General features: G+C 71.1%; 9 protein-coding genes and 1 pseudogene. 6 read left to right on the forward strand and 4 right to left on the reverse strand.

All coding sequences use genetic code 11. The annotated features are described in order from the left end of the window. Positions 1 to 141: 141 nt before the first annotated feature. The gene (locus ABZW18_RS13325) at positions 142 to 2,493 is read left to right on the forward strand and encodes a molybdopterin oxidoreductase family protein (protein WP_356186334.1); all 2,352 of its coding nucleotides are present in this window, start codon (positions 142 to 144) and stop codon (positions 2,491 to 2,493) included. Positions 2,494 to 2,703: 210 nt separating this feature from the next. Here the strand turns inward: ABZW18_RS13325 and ABZW18_RS13330 are convergent, their stop codons facing one another. Continuing rightward, positions 2,704 to 3,150, reverse strand: a complete 447-nt coding sequence (locus tag ABZW18_RS13330) for a gamma-glutamylcyclotransferase family protein (protein WP_356186337.1) — start codon at positions 3,148 to 3,150, stop codon at positions 2,704 to 2,706. 388 nt (positions 3,151 to 3,538) lie between these two features. On the opposite strand from ABZW18_RS13330, the gene ABZW18_RS13335 reads away from it, so the two are divergent. The 3 genes from ABZW18_RS13335 (at position 3,539) to ABZW18_RS13345 (ending at position 8,295) form a co-directional block, all read left to right on the forward strand. Continuing rightward, the gene (locus tag ABZW18_RS13335; protein WP_356186340.1) at positions 3,539 to 6,058 is read left to right on the forward strand and encodes an FHA domain-containing protein; all 2,520 of its coding nucleotides are present in this window, start codon (positions 3,539 to 3,541) and stop codon (positions 6,056 to 6,058) included. A 258-nt stretch (positions 6,059 to 6,316) separates the two neighbouring features. Next, positions 6,317 to 6,898 carry a hypothetical protein gene (locus ABZW18_RS13340; RefSeq protein ID WP_356186343.1) on the forward strand — a complete coding sequence of 194 codons (582 nt, stop codon included), beginning with the start codon at positions 6,317 to 6,319 and terminating at the stop codon, positions 6,896 to 6,898. Positions 6,899 to 7,281: 383 nt separating this feature from the next. After that, positions 7,282 to 8,295 carry a serine/threonine-protein kinase gene (locus ABZW18_RS13345; protein WP_356186462.1) on the forward strand — a complete coding sequence of 338 codons (1,014 nt, stop codon included), beginning with the start codon at positions 7,282 to 7,284 and terminating at the stop codon, positions 8,293 to 8,295. A 265-nt stretch (positions 8,296 to 8,560) separates the two neighbouring features. Here ABZW18_RS13345 and ABZW18_RS13350 read toward each other — a convergent pair whose 3' ends face one another. After that, positions 8,561 to 9,868, reverse strand: a complete 1,308-nt coding sequence (locus ABZW18_RS13350; protein ID WP_356186464.1) for a streptophobe family protein — start codon at positions 9,866 to 9,868, stop codon at positions 8,561 to 8,563. A 545-nt stretch (positions 9,869 to 10,413) separates the two neighbouring features. Here ABZW18_RS13350 and ABZW18_RS13355 point away from each other — a divergent pair. Next, a complete protein-coding gene (locus ABZW18_RS13355) occupies positions 10,414 to 11,379 on the forward strand; it encodes a DUF6777 domain-containing protein (RefSeq protein WP_356186346.1) in 966 nt (321 codons plus the stop codon). 203 nt (positions 11,380 to 11,582) lie between these two features. Here the strand turns inward: ABZW18_RS13355 and ABZW18_RS13360 are convergent. Together ABZW18_RS13360 and cutA are read right to left on the reverse strand one after the other, a co-directional pair. After that, a pseudogene (locus ABZW18_RS13360) lies at positions 11,583 to 11,962 on the reverse strand (VOC family protein). Beyond that, a complete protein-coding gene (gene cutA, locus ABZW18_RS13365; RefSeq protein WP_356186349.1) occupies positions 11,956 to 12,303 on the reverse strand; it encodes a divalent-cation tolerance protein CutA in 348 nt (115 codons plus the stop codon). The pseudogene ABZW18_RS13360 and the gene cutA overlap by 7 nt, the downstream one beginning before the upstream one ends. A gap of 817 nt (positions 12,304 to 13,120) precedes the next feature. Here cutA and ABZW18_RS13370 point away from each other — a divergent pair. After that, positions 13,121 to 14,179, forward strand: a complete 1,059-nt coding sequence (locus tag ABZW18_RS13370) for an amidohydrolase family protein (protein WP_356186352.1) — start codon at positions 13,121 to 13,123, stop codon at positions 14,177 to 14,179. The last annotated feature ends 3 nt before the right edge of the window (positions 14,180 to 14,182 follow it).

Raw genomic sequence — 14,182 nt, forward strand, 5'->3', positions numbered from 1 at the left:
CACCGACCGACCACAAACCAAATACCGCGGCGAGATCGGTCAGCCACCTCACGGGCGGTCGGCGGGCCCGCTGAGGTCGCCGTGCGGAAGGTGTAACCCGGCGGGGCGCGGGGCGTAACACCCGCGACGCATCCTGAGGACATGCGCACCGATATCGCCTCACCCGTCGACACCCATTGCCCCTACTGCGCGCTGCAGTGCGGCATGGGTCTGCGGCCCGGGGCGGACGGGGTCGAGGTCGTGGAGCGCGCCTCCTTCCCCGTCAATCAGGGGGCGCTGTGCGGCAAGGGCCGGACTGCCCCCGCCGTGCTCTCCTCCCGGGTGCGCCTGACCGAGCCGCTGGTCCGACGCCCTGGCTCCGGCCGGCTCGAACCGGCCACCTGGGAGGAGGCCCTGGACCGGATCGCCGACGGCATGGCCGGTACGCGCGCGCAGCACGGCCCCGACGCGGTCGGAGTCTTCGGCGGCGGCGGACTGACCAACGAGAAGGCGTACGCGCTGGGCAAGTTCGCCCGGGTCGTACTGGCCACCTCACAGATCGACTACAACGGCCGTTTCTGCATGTCCTCGGCCGCCGCCGCCCACCAGCGTGCCTTCGGCCTGGACCGCGGCCTGCCCTTCCCGCTGGAGGACATTCCGCGCACCGGCTGCCTGATACTCGTCGGCTCCAACCTCGCCGAGACAATGCCGCCCGCCCTGCGCTATCTCACCGAGTTGAAGGAGAACGGCGGCAAACTCATCGTCATCGATCCGCGCCGCACCCGCACCGCCGAGCAGGCCGATCTGCATCTCGCGCCGCGGCCCGGCACGGACCTCGCGCTCGCCCTGGGCATGCTGCACCTGGTGGTCGCCGAGGGCAGGGTGGACGAGGAGTTCGTGGCGTCCCGTACGAGTGGCTGGGCAGAGGCCCGGGCCGCGGCCATGGCTCACTGGCCCGAACTCGTCGAGCGCATCACCGGCGTACCCCTCCCCCAGCTCCGCGAGGCCACAGACCTGTTCTGCGATGCGCCGACGTCGATGGTGCTCACCGCCCGCGGCCCCGAGCAGCAGTCCAAGGGCACGGACACCGTCGGCGCCTGGATCAATCTGTGCCTGGCGACCGGCCGGGCCGGGCGCCCGCTGTCCGGTTACGGCTGCCTCACCGGCCAGGGCAACGGGCAGGGCGGCCGCGAGCACGGCCAGAAAGCCGACCAGTTGCCCGGCTACCGCAAACTCACCGACCCCGCGGCCCGCGCCCATGTGGCCGGTGTGTGGGGCGTGGACCCCGAGGACCTGCCGGGGCCCGGCCGCAGCGCTTACGAACTCCTCGACGCGCTGGGCACGGATGTGAAGTCGCTGCTGCTGATGGGGTCCAACCCGGTCGTGTCCGCCCCGCACGCGGCCCACATCGAGGAACGGCTGCGCTCCCTGGACTTCCTCGCGGTGGCCGACGTGGTGCTGTCGGAGACGGCCGCACTCGCAGACGTCGTGGTGCCGGTCACCCAGTGGGCCGAGGAGACCGGCACCACGACCAACCTGGAAGGGCGGGTCATCCTGCGCCGCAAGGCGCTGAGCGCTCCGCCGGGGGTGCGTACCGACCTGGAGGTGCTGAGTGGCCTCGCGGCCCGCCTCGGGTGGGAGAAGGGCTTTCCCACCGACCCGGAGGAGGTCTTCGACGAGCTGCGCCGCGCATCGGCGGGCGGGCCCGCGGACTACTCCGGTATCAGCTACCGCCGCATCGCCGAGGAGGACGGCGTTTTCTGGCCCTGTCCGGAGGGCGCGCGCCCCGGGGACGCCGATGAGACGCCGCCGGGTTCGCTGCCGGAAGACCGGCAGGACGGCCGGCTGGACGACGGACAAGGTGATCGGCCGGATGACCGAGTGGACGACCGGCAGGGCGACCGACCAGCTGACCAGCTGGACGACCGGCAGAACAAACGACTGGACGAGGAGCAGGGCGACCGGCCGGATGACCGGCTGAGCGACTGGCCGGACGACCCCGCCAACGACTACGAGGCCGAGCCCCCTGCCCCCGTCCGGGCAGGAGGACACCCCGGCACGCCCCGGCTCTTCCTCGACCGGTTCGCGACGGACGACGGCCGCGCTCGTTTCGTACCGGTCTCGCACCGGCCCGCCGCAGAGGAGCCGGATGCCGACTACCCGGTGCTGCTGACGACGGGCCGAGTCGTAGCCCAGTACCAGTCAGGGGCGCAGACACGGCGCGTGGACGAACTGAACGCTGCCGCTCCCGGCCCCTTCGTACAGCTGCATCCGCTGCTCGCCGACCGTGTGGGGGTGGCCGAGGGCGACCCCGTCACCGTGGTCTCGCGCCGCGGCCGGGCTGTGGCGCCTGCGCAGATCACCCGCACGATCCGCCCCGACACGGTCTTCATGCCCTTCCACTGGCCGGGCGAGGGCCGCGCCAACACGCTCACCAACCCGGCACTCGATCCGACCTCCCGGATGCCCGAGTTCAAGGTCTGTGCTGTCCGGCTGGAAGCGGCGGCGCCGTAGCGGAGGCGGGGCGGCAACCTGGCCCCAGCGAGGGCCGCAGTGACGGCCGCACGGTTGCTTCCTGACCTACGTCTCGCCCGCGCGGTCCAGGGTGGAAGCGGCCACCCCAGCCGCAGCAAGAGCGCTTGGCGAGCGCCGCAGCGAACACTGCACGGTTGCTCCCTGAACCACGGCTCCCCCGGCGGTCCCGGTGGAAGCGACGCCACCCGCTCAGGCCGAGGTCCGGTCAGCAGCGGATCCGGACGGCCAGTCACCGCCGGGAACGGCCGTGCCGGAGGCCCGCAGCCGCCGCGCCACCTGCTCCGCCGCGAGATAGACCCAGGCCCGAGCGGTCCGTCCGCCGGCGAGCAACACCTCGCGGGTGACGCGCTCGTAGAGGTTGTCGGGGTCGCCCGGGGCGTGCTCCTCCAGCTCGTCGAGGGAGGCGAGCAGGATGTCGTAATGCGCGGACGCAAGGGTGATCAGCTCGCCGTGGATCACGCCGTCCGCGTCGGCGACGGCGTACGGATAGCCCGGCCCCTCGTACAGCACCGCGCCGCGCATCCTGCCCGGCTCCTCACCTGCGATACGGCCGCCCAGGAAGCGGTCGTGGTAGGCCTGACCGGGGCGCAGCGTTCCGTAGACGAAGACGGGCAGCCGCCCGTGCTCGGCTGTCATCCAGGGACCTCATTCCTTGAAAGTCTTGAAGGTGATGCCTTGGTGCGGTTCCTCGGCGGGTCCTGGGCAGCGGTGCCGGGCCGCGGGTCTTGGGAAGCGATGCCTTGCGGTCCGCTGGTGGCGGTCCGTTGGTTGGCGGTTTCTTGGTTGGCGGTTTCTTGGTTGGCGGTTTCTTGGTTGGCGGTTTCTTGGTAGCGGGGTTCCTTAAGTAGCGGTTCCTTGGTAGCGGTTTCTCTGCGGCCTTGTCAGCAGCGGCTTCTTGATGTTGGTTCCCGATGGGCGCGAAGCCCGTCCGTGCTGTTCGGGGGCGATGGTCACGACACCTGGTGCCGCTCCCGCTCGCCGTGCGGAAAGGCGGGCGCAGCATCGCCGCCGTAAAATTCCAGGCATGGGAGAGCGGCCGGTCGCACCCACACCACCCGAACTCGTTCTCGAAGCCGAAGGCGAATCGCAGGTGATGAGCCCGAGCCGGTCCTACCACGTGGGGCGCGATCCCTCGTGCGACGTCGTGCTCGACGACGCCAGGGTCTCGTGGCACCACGCGGTACTGCGGCCCGCCGCCGGCCACTGGATGCTCGAGGACGAGAACAGCACCAACGGTACGTACGCCGACGGGCGACGCGTGCGGCAGTCCGGGGTCGGCCCCGGCAGCATCATCCGCTTCGGCAACCCCGCGAACGGGCCGCGCGCGGTGCTCAGCGGCCCACCGCAGCCGGTCGGCCCACATCAGCAACTCGGCCCACCACAGCAACTCGGCCCACCACAGCAAGTCGCCCCACCGCAGGAGGTCGGCCCACCTCAGCCCGCCGGTCACCCGCCCTCTCCCGCGCACCCGCTCCCCGCCGGTCAACCGCCCCCTCCCGGTCGCCCCGCGCCGGCCGTTGACGGGCGGCCGTCCGCCGTCTCCGCACCCGCCGCCACCAACACCTTCCGCCGACCGACATCCATACGCCCGCTGCCCGCCCGTACGGTGCGGATCGGCCGCGCGGCCGACAACGACCTGGTCATCGACGACCTCGTGGTCTCGCGCCGGCACGCGGAGCTGCGCACGGTTCCCGGAGCGGCGGGCCCCGACGGCGGCTACGAGATCGTGGATCTGGGCAGCCACAACGGTACGTACCTCAACGGCCAGCCGGTCGCCCGCGCCCCCGTACGCCCCGGCGACATCATCGGCATCGGCCACTCCGCCTTCTGCCTCGTCGGGGACCAGCTCCAGGAGTTCGTCGACACCGGTGAGGTCTCGCTCGACGTCCAGGACCTGGCCGTACAGGTGGACAAGGGCCGTAGGACGCTGCTGGACCAGGTGTCCTTCCCGGTCAGCGAGAAGTGCCTGCTCGCCGTCGTCGGCCCGAGCGGCGCCGGCAAGTCGACCCTGCTGAACGCGCTGACGGGGCTGCGCCCGGCCGACCGGGGCACGGTGCTGTACGACGGCCGGGACCTCTACCGGGACTACGCCGAGCTGCGACAGCGCATCGGCCTCGTACCGCAGGACGACATCCTGCACTCCCAGCTGACCGTACGCCGCGCCCTCGGCTACGCCGCCCAGCTGCGCTTCCCGGAGGACACCGCGAAGGCGGAGCGGCAGGCGCGGGTCGACGAGGTGATCCACGAGCTGGGGCTCGACCAGCGCGTCGACCAGCCGATCCACAGCCTCTCGGGCGGCCAGCGCAAGCGGGTCAGCGTGGCGCTGGAGCTGCTGACGAAACCGTCGCTGCTCTTCCTCGACGAGCCGACCTCCGGACTCGATCCGGGCATGGACCGCTCGGTGATGAACATGCTGCGCGGGTTGGCGGACGACGGCCATACGGTCATCGTGGTCACGCACAGCGTGCTGAGCCTGAACGTGTGCGACCGGCTGCTGGTCCTGGCGCCCGGCGGGAAGATCGCGTTCTACGGACCGCCGGACGACACACTGCCGTTCTTCGGGTTCGAGCAGTGGCCGGAGGCGTTCGAGGCCTTCGAGAACGACGCGGAGCGGGACTGGGCGGGTGAGTACCGCGCGTCGCATCTGCACCGGCAGTACATCGACGCCGCCACCCGGCAGCCCCGGCACGCCCCGGAACCCGCCCACGGCTCCGTCGAGCCCCCCAAGGCGCAGAGCTGGGGCGCGCAGCTGCGGACGCTGATCCGGCGGTACGCGGCGGCGCTCACGGCGGACCGGACCTTCATCGCCGTGATGATCGCCCTGCCCTTCGTCATGGGTGCGATGGCGCATGCGCTCGCGGGCAGCAGGCTGAGCAGCGGCGAGGCGATGAACGCCCTGCTCATCCTGTGCGTCGGCGCGGTGCTGACGGGGGCGGCGAACGCCGTGCGCGAACTGGTCAAGGAGAGGGTGATCTACCAGCGGGAACGCGCCGTCGGCCTGTCCCGCTCCGCGTATCTGATGTCCAAGGTGGTGGTTCTGGGACTCATCACCATCGTCCAGGCGATCGTGCTGACCATGGTCGCCCTGTTCGGTGTGGATCTGAACGCCCCAGGCGGCGAAGGGGTGTTCCTGCCACCGCTGATCGAGATCACGATAGCCGTGGCCATGCTGGCGTTCACCGCGATGCTGCTGGGCCTGTTCGTGTCCGCCCTGGTGCGGAAGGAGGAGGTCACCATGCCCCTGCTGGTCCTCCTCGCCATCGTGCAGGTCGTGTTCTGCGGCGCGCTGCTCAGGCTGGACGGGGTGCCGGGGCTGGAGCAGGTGGGGTGGCTGATGCCTTCCCGGTGGGCACTCGCCGCGATGGCCGGGACGGTTGAGCTGGAACGGATCGTGCCCCAGAAAGTGACCACGGACCCGCTGTTCGACCACTCGGCGGGAACCTGGCTGCTCAACATCGGCATGCTGGTCGTGCTGTCGGTCGCCCTGTGGTTCCTGGTCGCGAAGCTGCTGCGCAGGCATGAGCCCGAGATCATGCGGAAGTAGCCAGCGGGGATGTACCAGTGGATATATCAATGGATACCGGGATGAAGTGCCGCCGGAAAATACACTGACCCTGACGGGTGCAGTGCACCGAAACCGAAAAGCGCCCGGACAGGCGCGGACGAGTCCACAAGGACCGACGCGGGGCCACAGCACAGGCACGCAACGCGGGCAGACAACACGGGACGCAGTACAGGCCCGCGTCGCGAGGATTCATGACAGGGACCAGCGCGCGGGGACCAGCGCACGGAGGAGCGGCCGATGACGACGACCGAGCCCGGGTTCCGTCCGAGCCATGTCGTTCCGCGGGAGGGCATGCCCACGTGGTCGACGCCCGACGGGACGCAGCCTTCGGCGCCACTGGACCCGCTGCTGCCGGTACAGCTGACCGACCGCCGCGGCGACTGGGCGCGGGTGGTGTGCTCGAACGGGTGGTCGGCGTGGGTCGACGGGCGGCTGCTGGTGTCCGTACCGATGGGCCCGCCTGCTGCCGGGCAGCCCCCGGCGCGGTCTGCGGACCCGAGGCCGCTGCTGGCACGGGTGGAGGGGGAGCTGGGTCGCTACCGATGGGCGGCGGAGGAGCTCTCCGCCGGGCGGGTGGACAGTGAGACCTTCCAGCAGCAGACGCGGGGCATGCGGGTGGGGTTGGTCGTGGACGGCGAGGCGCTCTGGCTGTACGACGCGGCGCACGAGCGGTGGTGCTACTGCGACGGCGTCTCCCTGAAGACCTTGGCGACCTCGGAACGGCCGTCGGCGTCCATGCCGCCCCCTTACGAGCCCGAGCCTGCCAGGGCCGAGCCGCCCGACTCCGCACCCCCGACCCAGTGGGGTGACTTCCGGTGACGGAGCGGGAGCCGGGGCCGGGGCGCGAGCGGGATCCGGGCCGCGAGCCGGGGCCGGAGCGCGATCCGAGGCCAGATCGCGCTACGGATCCGGAGCGCGAGGGGGAGCCTCATCCCGATACGGAGGTGGGTACCGCCGGTGGTGGTGCCGGTACGGAGTCCGGTACGGAGTCCGGTACGGAGTCCGGTACGGAGTCCGGTACGGAGTCCGGTACGGAGTCCGGTACGGAGTCCGGTACGGGCTCAGCTGCGGAGACCGGTCCAGGTCCCGCTGCCGATCCGGGTCCCGAAGGGCCGGGAGGTCCCGGGCTCGGCCCCGGGCCCGGTCCAGGTCCCCGCCCCGGCCCCGGGCCTGAGCGGTCGACCTCGAGCGACGCATCCGGCCTGGAGGGCCGACAGATCGCCGCGTACCGCCTCGAGCGCGAGATCGGCCGTGGCGGCATGGCGGTCGTCTACCGCGCCGAGGATCTGCGGCTCGGCCGTACCGTCGCCGTCAAGCTGCTGGCCCCTCAACTCGCCCGCAACGACACGTTCCGCAGGCGTTTCGTCCACGAGTCGCGGGTCGCCGCGGCCATCGACCACCCGCACATCGTGCCTGTTTTCGAAGCCGGTGAGACGGACGGCGTGCTCTACATCGCGATGCGCTACGTCGAGGGACGGGACCTGCGGGCACTGCTCGACCGGGACGGCCGGCTGTCCGTCGACGCGGCCTGCAGGATCGCCGTGCAGGTGGCCTCCGCACTGGACGCGGCTCATGCGCACGACCTGGTGCACCGGGACGTCAAACCCGGGAACATCCTGATCGCCGAGGGCACCGACAGCGACCACCCCGAGCATGTGTACCTCACCGACTTCGGGCTGACGAAGAAGTCGCTGTCGCTGACCGGCTTCACGAGCGCCGGGCAGTTCGTGGGGACACTCGCCTACGTGGCGCCGGAGCAGATCTCCGGCCGCCCGGTCGACGGCCGCTGCGACGTCTACAGCCTCGCCTGCGTGGTCTTCGAGGCGCTCACGGGGTCGCCGCCCTTCCGGCGCGAGGACGACATGGCGATGCTGTGGGCCCACCAGTACGATCCGCCGCCGGACCTGTCGGAGCTACGGCCCGACCTGCCGCCCGCCGCGGACGATGTGATGGCCCAGGCGCTCGCCAAGGCCCCGGAGAGGCGCTACGACACGTGCCGGCAGTTCGTATCGGAGCTGCGCGCGGCGGGCAGGAACGTACGGCCGGAGAGGGCGGCTGAGCGGGCTGTGGCGCACGCTCCGACACAGGTGGACGTCCAGTTGGGCGAGCACTGGCCGCAGGAAGCAGCGCCGCCCCCACCACCGCGCTGGGCCGCACCAGCGTTCCCGGGCATCAGGCGCGGCACCGGATCTGGACGCGGAACCGGCCCGGGGTAGGGTTCCGGGCCCGGAACCGGCTGACGCGCCCGCCCTGACGCGCCCGCCCTGACGCGCCCGCCCTGACTCACCCGCCCCTGACAGACCCGGGCGGCGGTCCTGGCCCGGAGACCAAGCCCGGGGACCAAGCGGGATCCTGGGCCTCAGCCCCAACCCAGGCCGCCCCGGCCACGAGCTCTCGGCTGCAACCGCCGACCGAACGCCGACGCTCCCCGCGCCGCAAGTACGCAGTTCCTCAGCCGCTGCCCCTGCCCCGCGTCTCCCGTCAGCCGCCGCTCCCACCCCGCGCCTCCCGTTCGCCGCCGCTCCCGCCCCGCGCCTCCCGTTCGCTGTCCCCCACCTCGCCCGGGTGACGTACACGTGTCGCCAGCAGGCTGCCGAGGAAGCCCGCGACGAGGCCCCAGAGCGCGCCGAACCCCACCAGCGGCAGGAAGTTCGCCCGCAGCATTACCTCGCCGCCCAGACCCCCGCCGAGGTCCCCGACGCCGATCACCGTCAGACCGTAGTGGGCCGAGATCCGGGTGAGCAGCCCGATGACGAGCATCGTGAGGGCCAGGGCCAGACCCATGTGCCAGGCCTGCTGCCACGGCCGCGTACGGGCAGGGGAACGGACCGCGGCGACGAACCCCGCGGCAAGCAGCAGAACGGCGGCCACTGCCACCAACAGCCATGCCCTGCCGTCCTGTTCCGAGAGCGAGGCGAGGTCGAGGGTGGCGTCCCCGCGGCCGGGCCTGCGGAGCACCTGGTCCAGCACGTGCGGCATCGGCAGTCCGATGCCCTCGGCCACCCGCCCCTCCCAGGCACCGCCGATACCGATACCGAAGGCCATCCAGACCAGATTCGGCAGCCCGAGCAGCAGGACGGCGATGGTCTCGGCCCGATGCTCGTGGGTGATGGCGACGATCACGCCGGTGACCAGGCCGATGACCACGTAGGCCAGCAGCACCTGCAGCATCGCGCGCGCGGACGGCCGGACGGACTGCTGGAAGTGCAGCAGCCGGGAGGGCAGCGGCGCCTTGCGGGAGAAGGCGAAGGCGAGTGCGAGTACGACCAGCAGCCAGAGCAGGCCGAAACCCATGGTGGCGGGCACGCCCGCGCGGAAGCCGACTTCGGGGGACGCGCCGAGGGCCTCTCCGATGTCCTCGGCCAGGCCCTCGCCCAGGGAGATGCGGAAGTTGTGGCGGGCGACGAGGGCGAGCGCCAGCAGCACCAGGAGCCACAGCACCGCCGTACGGACGACCCGGGCAAGCACCTCTTGGCCGTGCGCCACGGCACGGTGGCGCAGCGGCATCAGGAAGACGACGGCCGTCGCCAGGGCGCCGGCGAGGGTCACGGAGAGGGGTACGACGTCGATGGCGGCGTCCGTCTGCGCGATGAACCCGGCGTCGCCGTACAGCTCGACCGAGCCGCCGACCGCCATGACGAGGGTGGCCGCGACCACGCGGGGGAACGCGCCGCTGGGCAGGTTCGCGGCGCCCGCGGCCCAGAGGCCGAACGACGCGACCACGACCATGGCGGCCAGCCCGGCGGCCACAGCGGCGAGGGCGTCCCACCAGACGCGCGCTGACCGCATGGCGCCTTCGGTGTTTCCGGCGTCTCGGGGGGAGGGGCGTCGCGGCTGGCTCACGCTGTCTCCTGCCGGGCGGGGAGCTCGGTCGGGAGCTCGGTCGGAGGCGGGCAGTTGCCCCGTTCCCCCACCGTAAGCACCGTGACGCCGCCCCGCTTGCGGGTGGCAGGGAACCGGAGCACACAATGATCGGGAATGGACAAACGGGGAATAGTTCATATTTCCCAGAATTCCTATGCCGTGGAAGAAGAGCCGTGACGTCCCCACCGCCCTCGGACAGCAACTCGACCGGCCCCCCGACCGGCCCCCCGTCGGGCCCGCTCTCGGGCCCCCCGTCGGGTTCGCCGTCAGGCCCGTCCACGGGACCGTCCACTGGACCTCCCTCGGGGCCACGACCGCCCGAACCGTCCGAACCGTCCGGCCCGCAGGAACCTCCCCCGCCGAGCGGTGGCGGTCGCGGCGGCCCCGAGGGCCCGGGCGGCCCTGAGGGGCCAGGTGGTCCCGGGGGTCCGGGCGGGCCCGAGGGTCCGGGCGGGAGCGGCGAGAAGGGCGTGCCGGGCGAGGGGCCGAGCGGCCCCTGGTGGCGGTCGGCCCCCCGGGTCGCGATCGTCGCCGGAATCATGGTGGCGGCCCTGGCTGTGATCGTCTTCCTCACGCGGTCGGCCGACGAGTCCAACACAACCGAGATCTTCCTCGAGGCCGCGTCGTCCGAAGGCTCCGACCCGTTCACGGAATCCACAGCGGAGGACTCCTCTGCCCCGGCCTCCCCGACCGCCACCCCGAGGGCACCCTCCGAGAACGCGAACGGCACGCCCAGCGTCGAGGGTTCGGCGCCTGGCCTGTACGGGGGCACCCGCGACGTCGCCAGCTGCGATGTCGAGCAGCAGATCGACTTCCTCAAGTCCGACCCCGTGAAGGGCAAGGCCTTTGCGGGCGTCGTGGGCATCGACCAGAACAAGATCCCGTCATATCTGCGGTCGCTCACGCCCGTACAGCTGCGGATGGATACCCGGGTGACCAACCACGGCTTCAGGAACGGCGAGGCGACCAGCTACCAGGCGGTCATGCAGGCCGGTACGGCCGTCCTGGTCGGGCCGCACGGAGTGCCTCGGGTGCGCTGCGCCTGCGGAAACCCGTTGCAGCCGCCCGTCGAGCTCAAGGGGACACCGAAGCAGAGGGGCGACGCCTGGCCGGGATACCAGGAGTCGGAGGTCATCGTCGTGGCGGCCGCGCCGCGGGTCGTCAATGTCTTCGTCCTCTTCGACCCTGACACGGGAACGTGGTTCGAACGCCGCCCCGGAGACACGGGCAGCACGGACAGGCCGACGTCCCGCCCGAGCGAGGGCCGGGAGTCGCCCTCCCCGCCAGAGGACTCGACGCCCACATCGCCCTCGCCGGACACCTCGCCCCCGTCCGAACCGCCCGAGTCCCCGGGGGACAGGACCCCCGAATCGCCGCCGAGCGAGCCGGTCTCCCCGCCGGAGAGCCCGGCCCCGGAGCCGCCCGCTCCGTCGTGACGTGCGGCCGCGGATCGTGACACGGAGCGGCAGAAGGGGAACCGGTTCTACGTACTGCTGAACCCGGTGCCGGGTGGGCGGCTGCGGCTGCCCCCTCAGCACTTGCAGCCCTGCGGCTCTGCGGCTCTGCAGCCCTGCGGGGCTCTCAGGCTCTCAGGCTCTCGGGCTCTGGGCTCTGGGCTCTGGGCTCTACAGTCAGCCCTTCAAGCCGAGCCGTGGCTGGTGTCGATGACGCAGAAGCGGTTTCCCGCGGGGTCGGCGAGGACGATGAAGTCGGCGTCCTCCGGGTACAGATCCCAGTCGACGCGCTCGGCGCCGAGGGAGACCAGCCGCTCGGCCTCAGCCGCTTGATCGGCCGCATCGGTGGCGTAAAGGTCGAGATGAACGCGCGGATGCTCCTGCACGGGTGTCGTACTCAGACCGAGCGCCACCGGGGTGCCCGGGCCGCCGTCGGCGGGTACGAGTACGGCCCGTCGTCCTCCACCTCACCGCCGCGAGGGACGTAACCCAACGCCTGCTGCCAGAATCCGGCGGCCCGCCGCACATCGGCGACACCCAGCACAACCGTTCCGATTCTCAACATGCGGCGTCCCCTCCGCCCTGGGCTGTTTCCGCGGCGACCCACGCCAGGTAGTCCGCACCGCCACGGACGATGGGCGTCGCGATGATCTCCGGGGTTTCGTAGGCGTGAGTGCCCTCGATGTACGCCTCCAACTCCCGGTACCGCTCCAGGCTCGTCTTGAAGAGCACTCGCCACTCCTGCGCGACCTCGATGGCCCCCTCCCATCGATAGATGGACGAGACGGGCGCGGTGATTTGCGCGCATGCCGCCACCCGTGTCTCCACGGCCCCGCGAGCGAGCGTCTCGGCCCGCTCAAGGCTGTCGGTCGTCGTCTGTACGGTCAGGAACTCCGCCGCGGTCACTGTTCCTCCTGCGCTCGGGTCGGACGTCGGGTTCACACCAGACTGTCCTGCCAACCGTCCACCAGGCGAGATCCCCAACGCGCCGTGAGCATACGGATGGTCACTGGGCCGCGCCCGAACTGGTCACCCGGGCGTGGCGAGCCCGGGGCCGAGACGTGTCCCCGGCCTTCAGACGTCCTGGCGACCGCAAGGTCTTGTTCGATGCGGACCCGCAGCACGACAACCGCGTTCAAACGTCGGCTGCATTCGCTGAACAGGTGCGCTCGAGGTGCTCCTCGTTGGTCTCGCGTCCCTCCGAGGTGCGGTTGGCCGACGACCCGCGTTCGTGTTCCTGCGGGGGGCAGTTACGCATGCGTTGTACGGCATGGAGGGTTGCCGAGTGCGGGCTTCGTCTCGCGCCTCCGGGCGCAGGCCACGGGCCCGCCGCAGGCACGCCCACAACCAGCAGGTTTTATCCCGCCGCGAGAATCGAAGTGTGCCAGTGGGCGCCTACCACCGGAGGAACCGGCCGTAGGGCCTGCTCGTCGGCGCCGTGGTGAGACCCGGGCGAGAGGCGTCAAGGAGTGTTACCTCCTGAACCCGCATGTAAGGGTGGTGAGTTGATACAGGCAGTCATGCAACAAGACAAGATCGGAGCGATTACCCGGTGGAACTGCTGATATCAGCCGGTCAGGTGCTGACCGGCCCTGGGGGCGAGCGAATAGTGGATGGCGCTGTGCTCGTGAGTGGGAACACCGTCGCTGCTGCCGGGCGGCGGGCCGACATTGAAGGACTTGCGCCCAACGACGTGCCAAGAGTCTCGTTACCGGACGCCACAGTGCTCCCCGGATTGATCGACTGCCATGTACACCTGGCTTTCGACGCCGGACCGGACGCCATTGCCACCGTGCAGGCAGCGGATGAAGCAAGCCTGCTTCTGGGAATGGCCGGCAGGGCTCGGCAACTCCTGGACACAGGAGTCACGACGGTGCGCGACCTGGGCGACCGGGATGGACTGGCCGTACGCCTGCGCGACGCTGTCGCCGACGGGCTGCTGCACGGGCCACGGATTCTCGCAGCGAACGCACCGTTGACGGCGCCTTCGGGACACTGCTGGTTCCTGGGCGGCGAGGTCGAGGGCGAGGAGGCCATCCGTGACATGGTCCGGAACAACGCTCGGGGCGGCGCCGATGTGATCAAGGTGATGGCCACCGGCGGCGGAATCACCCCCGGCGGGCCCGCGATCTGGGAATCCCAGTTCTCCCTCCAGAACCTTCGCACGGCCGTCGAGGAAGCCCGTCGGTACGGACTGCCGGTCGCCGCGCACGCACATGGCACGGCGGGGATCGCCGACGCGGTTACCGCTGGAGTGGACACCATCGAGCACTGCACGTGGATGTCCGATGGTGGGTTCGACGTGCGCGAGGAGCTCATCGACGAGATCGTGGCCAAGGGGATCCATGTCTGTCCTGCGGCGAGCCCTGACTGGCAGGGGTTCGCCAAGCGGTTCGGGCAAGACCGCGCAAAGGAGTTGTTCGCCCGGGTGCGCTGGATGGATCAGCGGGGAGTGCGCCTGGTGGCGGGAACGGACGCGGGGGTCCCGCGTGCGGTGTTCGACGGCTTCGTCGCAAGTCTGGAGTTCTTCCAGCACGTGGGCTTCCCTCGAGATCGCATCATAGAGATGGCCACCGTTGACGCAGCCCGCGCGCTCGGGATCGCCGACGACACCGGAAGGCTCGCCCGGGGATACCGGGCGGACTTGATCGTCGTCGATGGCGATCCTCTCAACGACCTGGATGCCCTACGTAACGTGCACTTCGTCATAGCCGACGGCCGCCCGTCCGTACCGGAACGGGCGGTGGTTCGAGCAGTGGGCGCGAAGGTCACGGGGGTGTGAGTC

The sequence above is a fragment of the Streptomyces sp. NPDC004647 genome (assembly GCF_040609575.1).
Taxonomy (GTDB): domain Bacteria; phylum Actinomycetota; class Actinomycetes; order Streptomycetales; family Streptomycetaceae; genus Streptomyces.

What these genes read in the sequence shown, in the direction of transcription:
- ABZW18_RS13340 (WP_356186343.1), top strand. Translation starts at nt 6,317, where the DNA reads ATGACGACGACCGAGCCCGGGTTCCGTCCGAGCCATGTCGTTCCGCGG.
- ABZW18_RS13335 (WP_356186340.1), top strand. Translation starts at nt 3,539, where the DNA reads ATGGGAGAGCGGCCGGTCGCACCCACACCACCCGAACTCGTTCTCGAA.
- ABZW18_RS13325 (WP_356186334.1), top strand. Translation starts at nt 142, where the DNA reads ATGCGCACCGATATCGCCTCACCCGTCGACACCCATTGCCCCTACTGC.
- ABZW18_RS13330 (WP_356186337.1), bottom strand. Translation starts at nt 3,150, where the DNA reads ATGACAGCCGAGCACGGGCGGCTGCCCGTCTTCGTCTACGGAACGCTG.
- ABZW18_RS13350 (WP_356186464.1), bottom strand. Translation starts at nt 9,868, where the DNA reads ATGCGGTCAGCGCGCGTCTGGTGGGACGCCCTCGCCGCTGTGGCCGCC.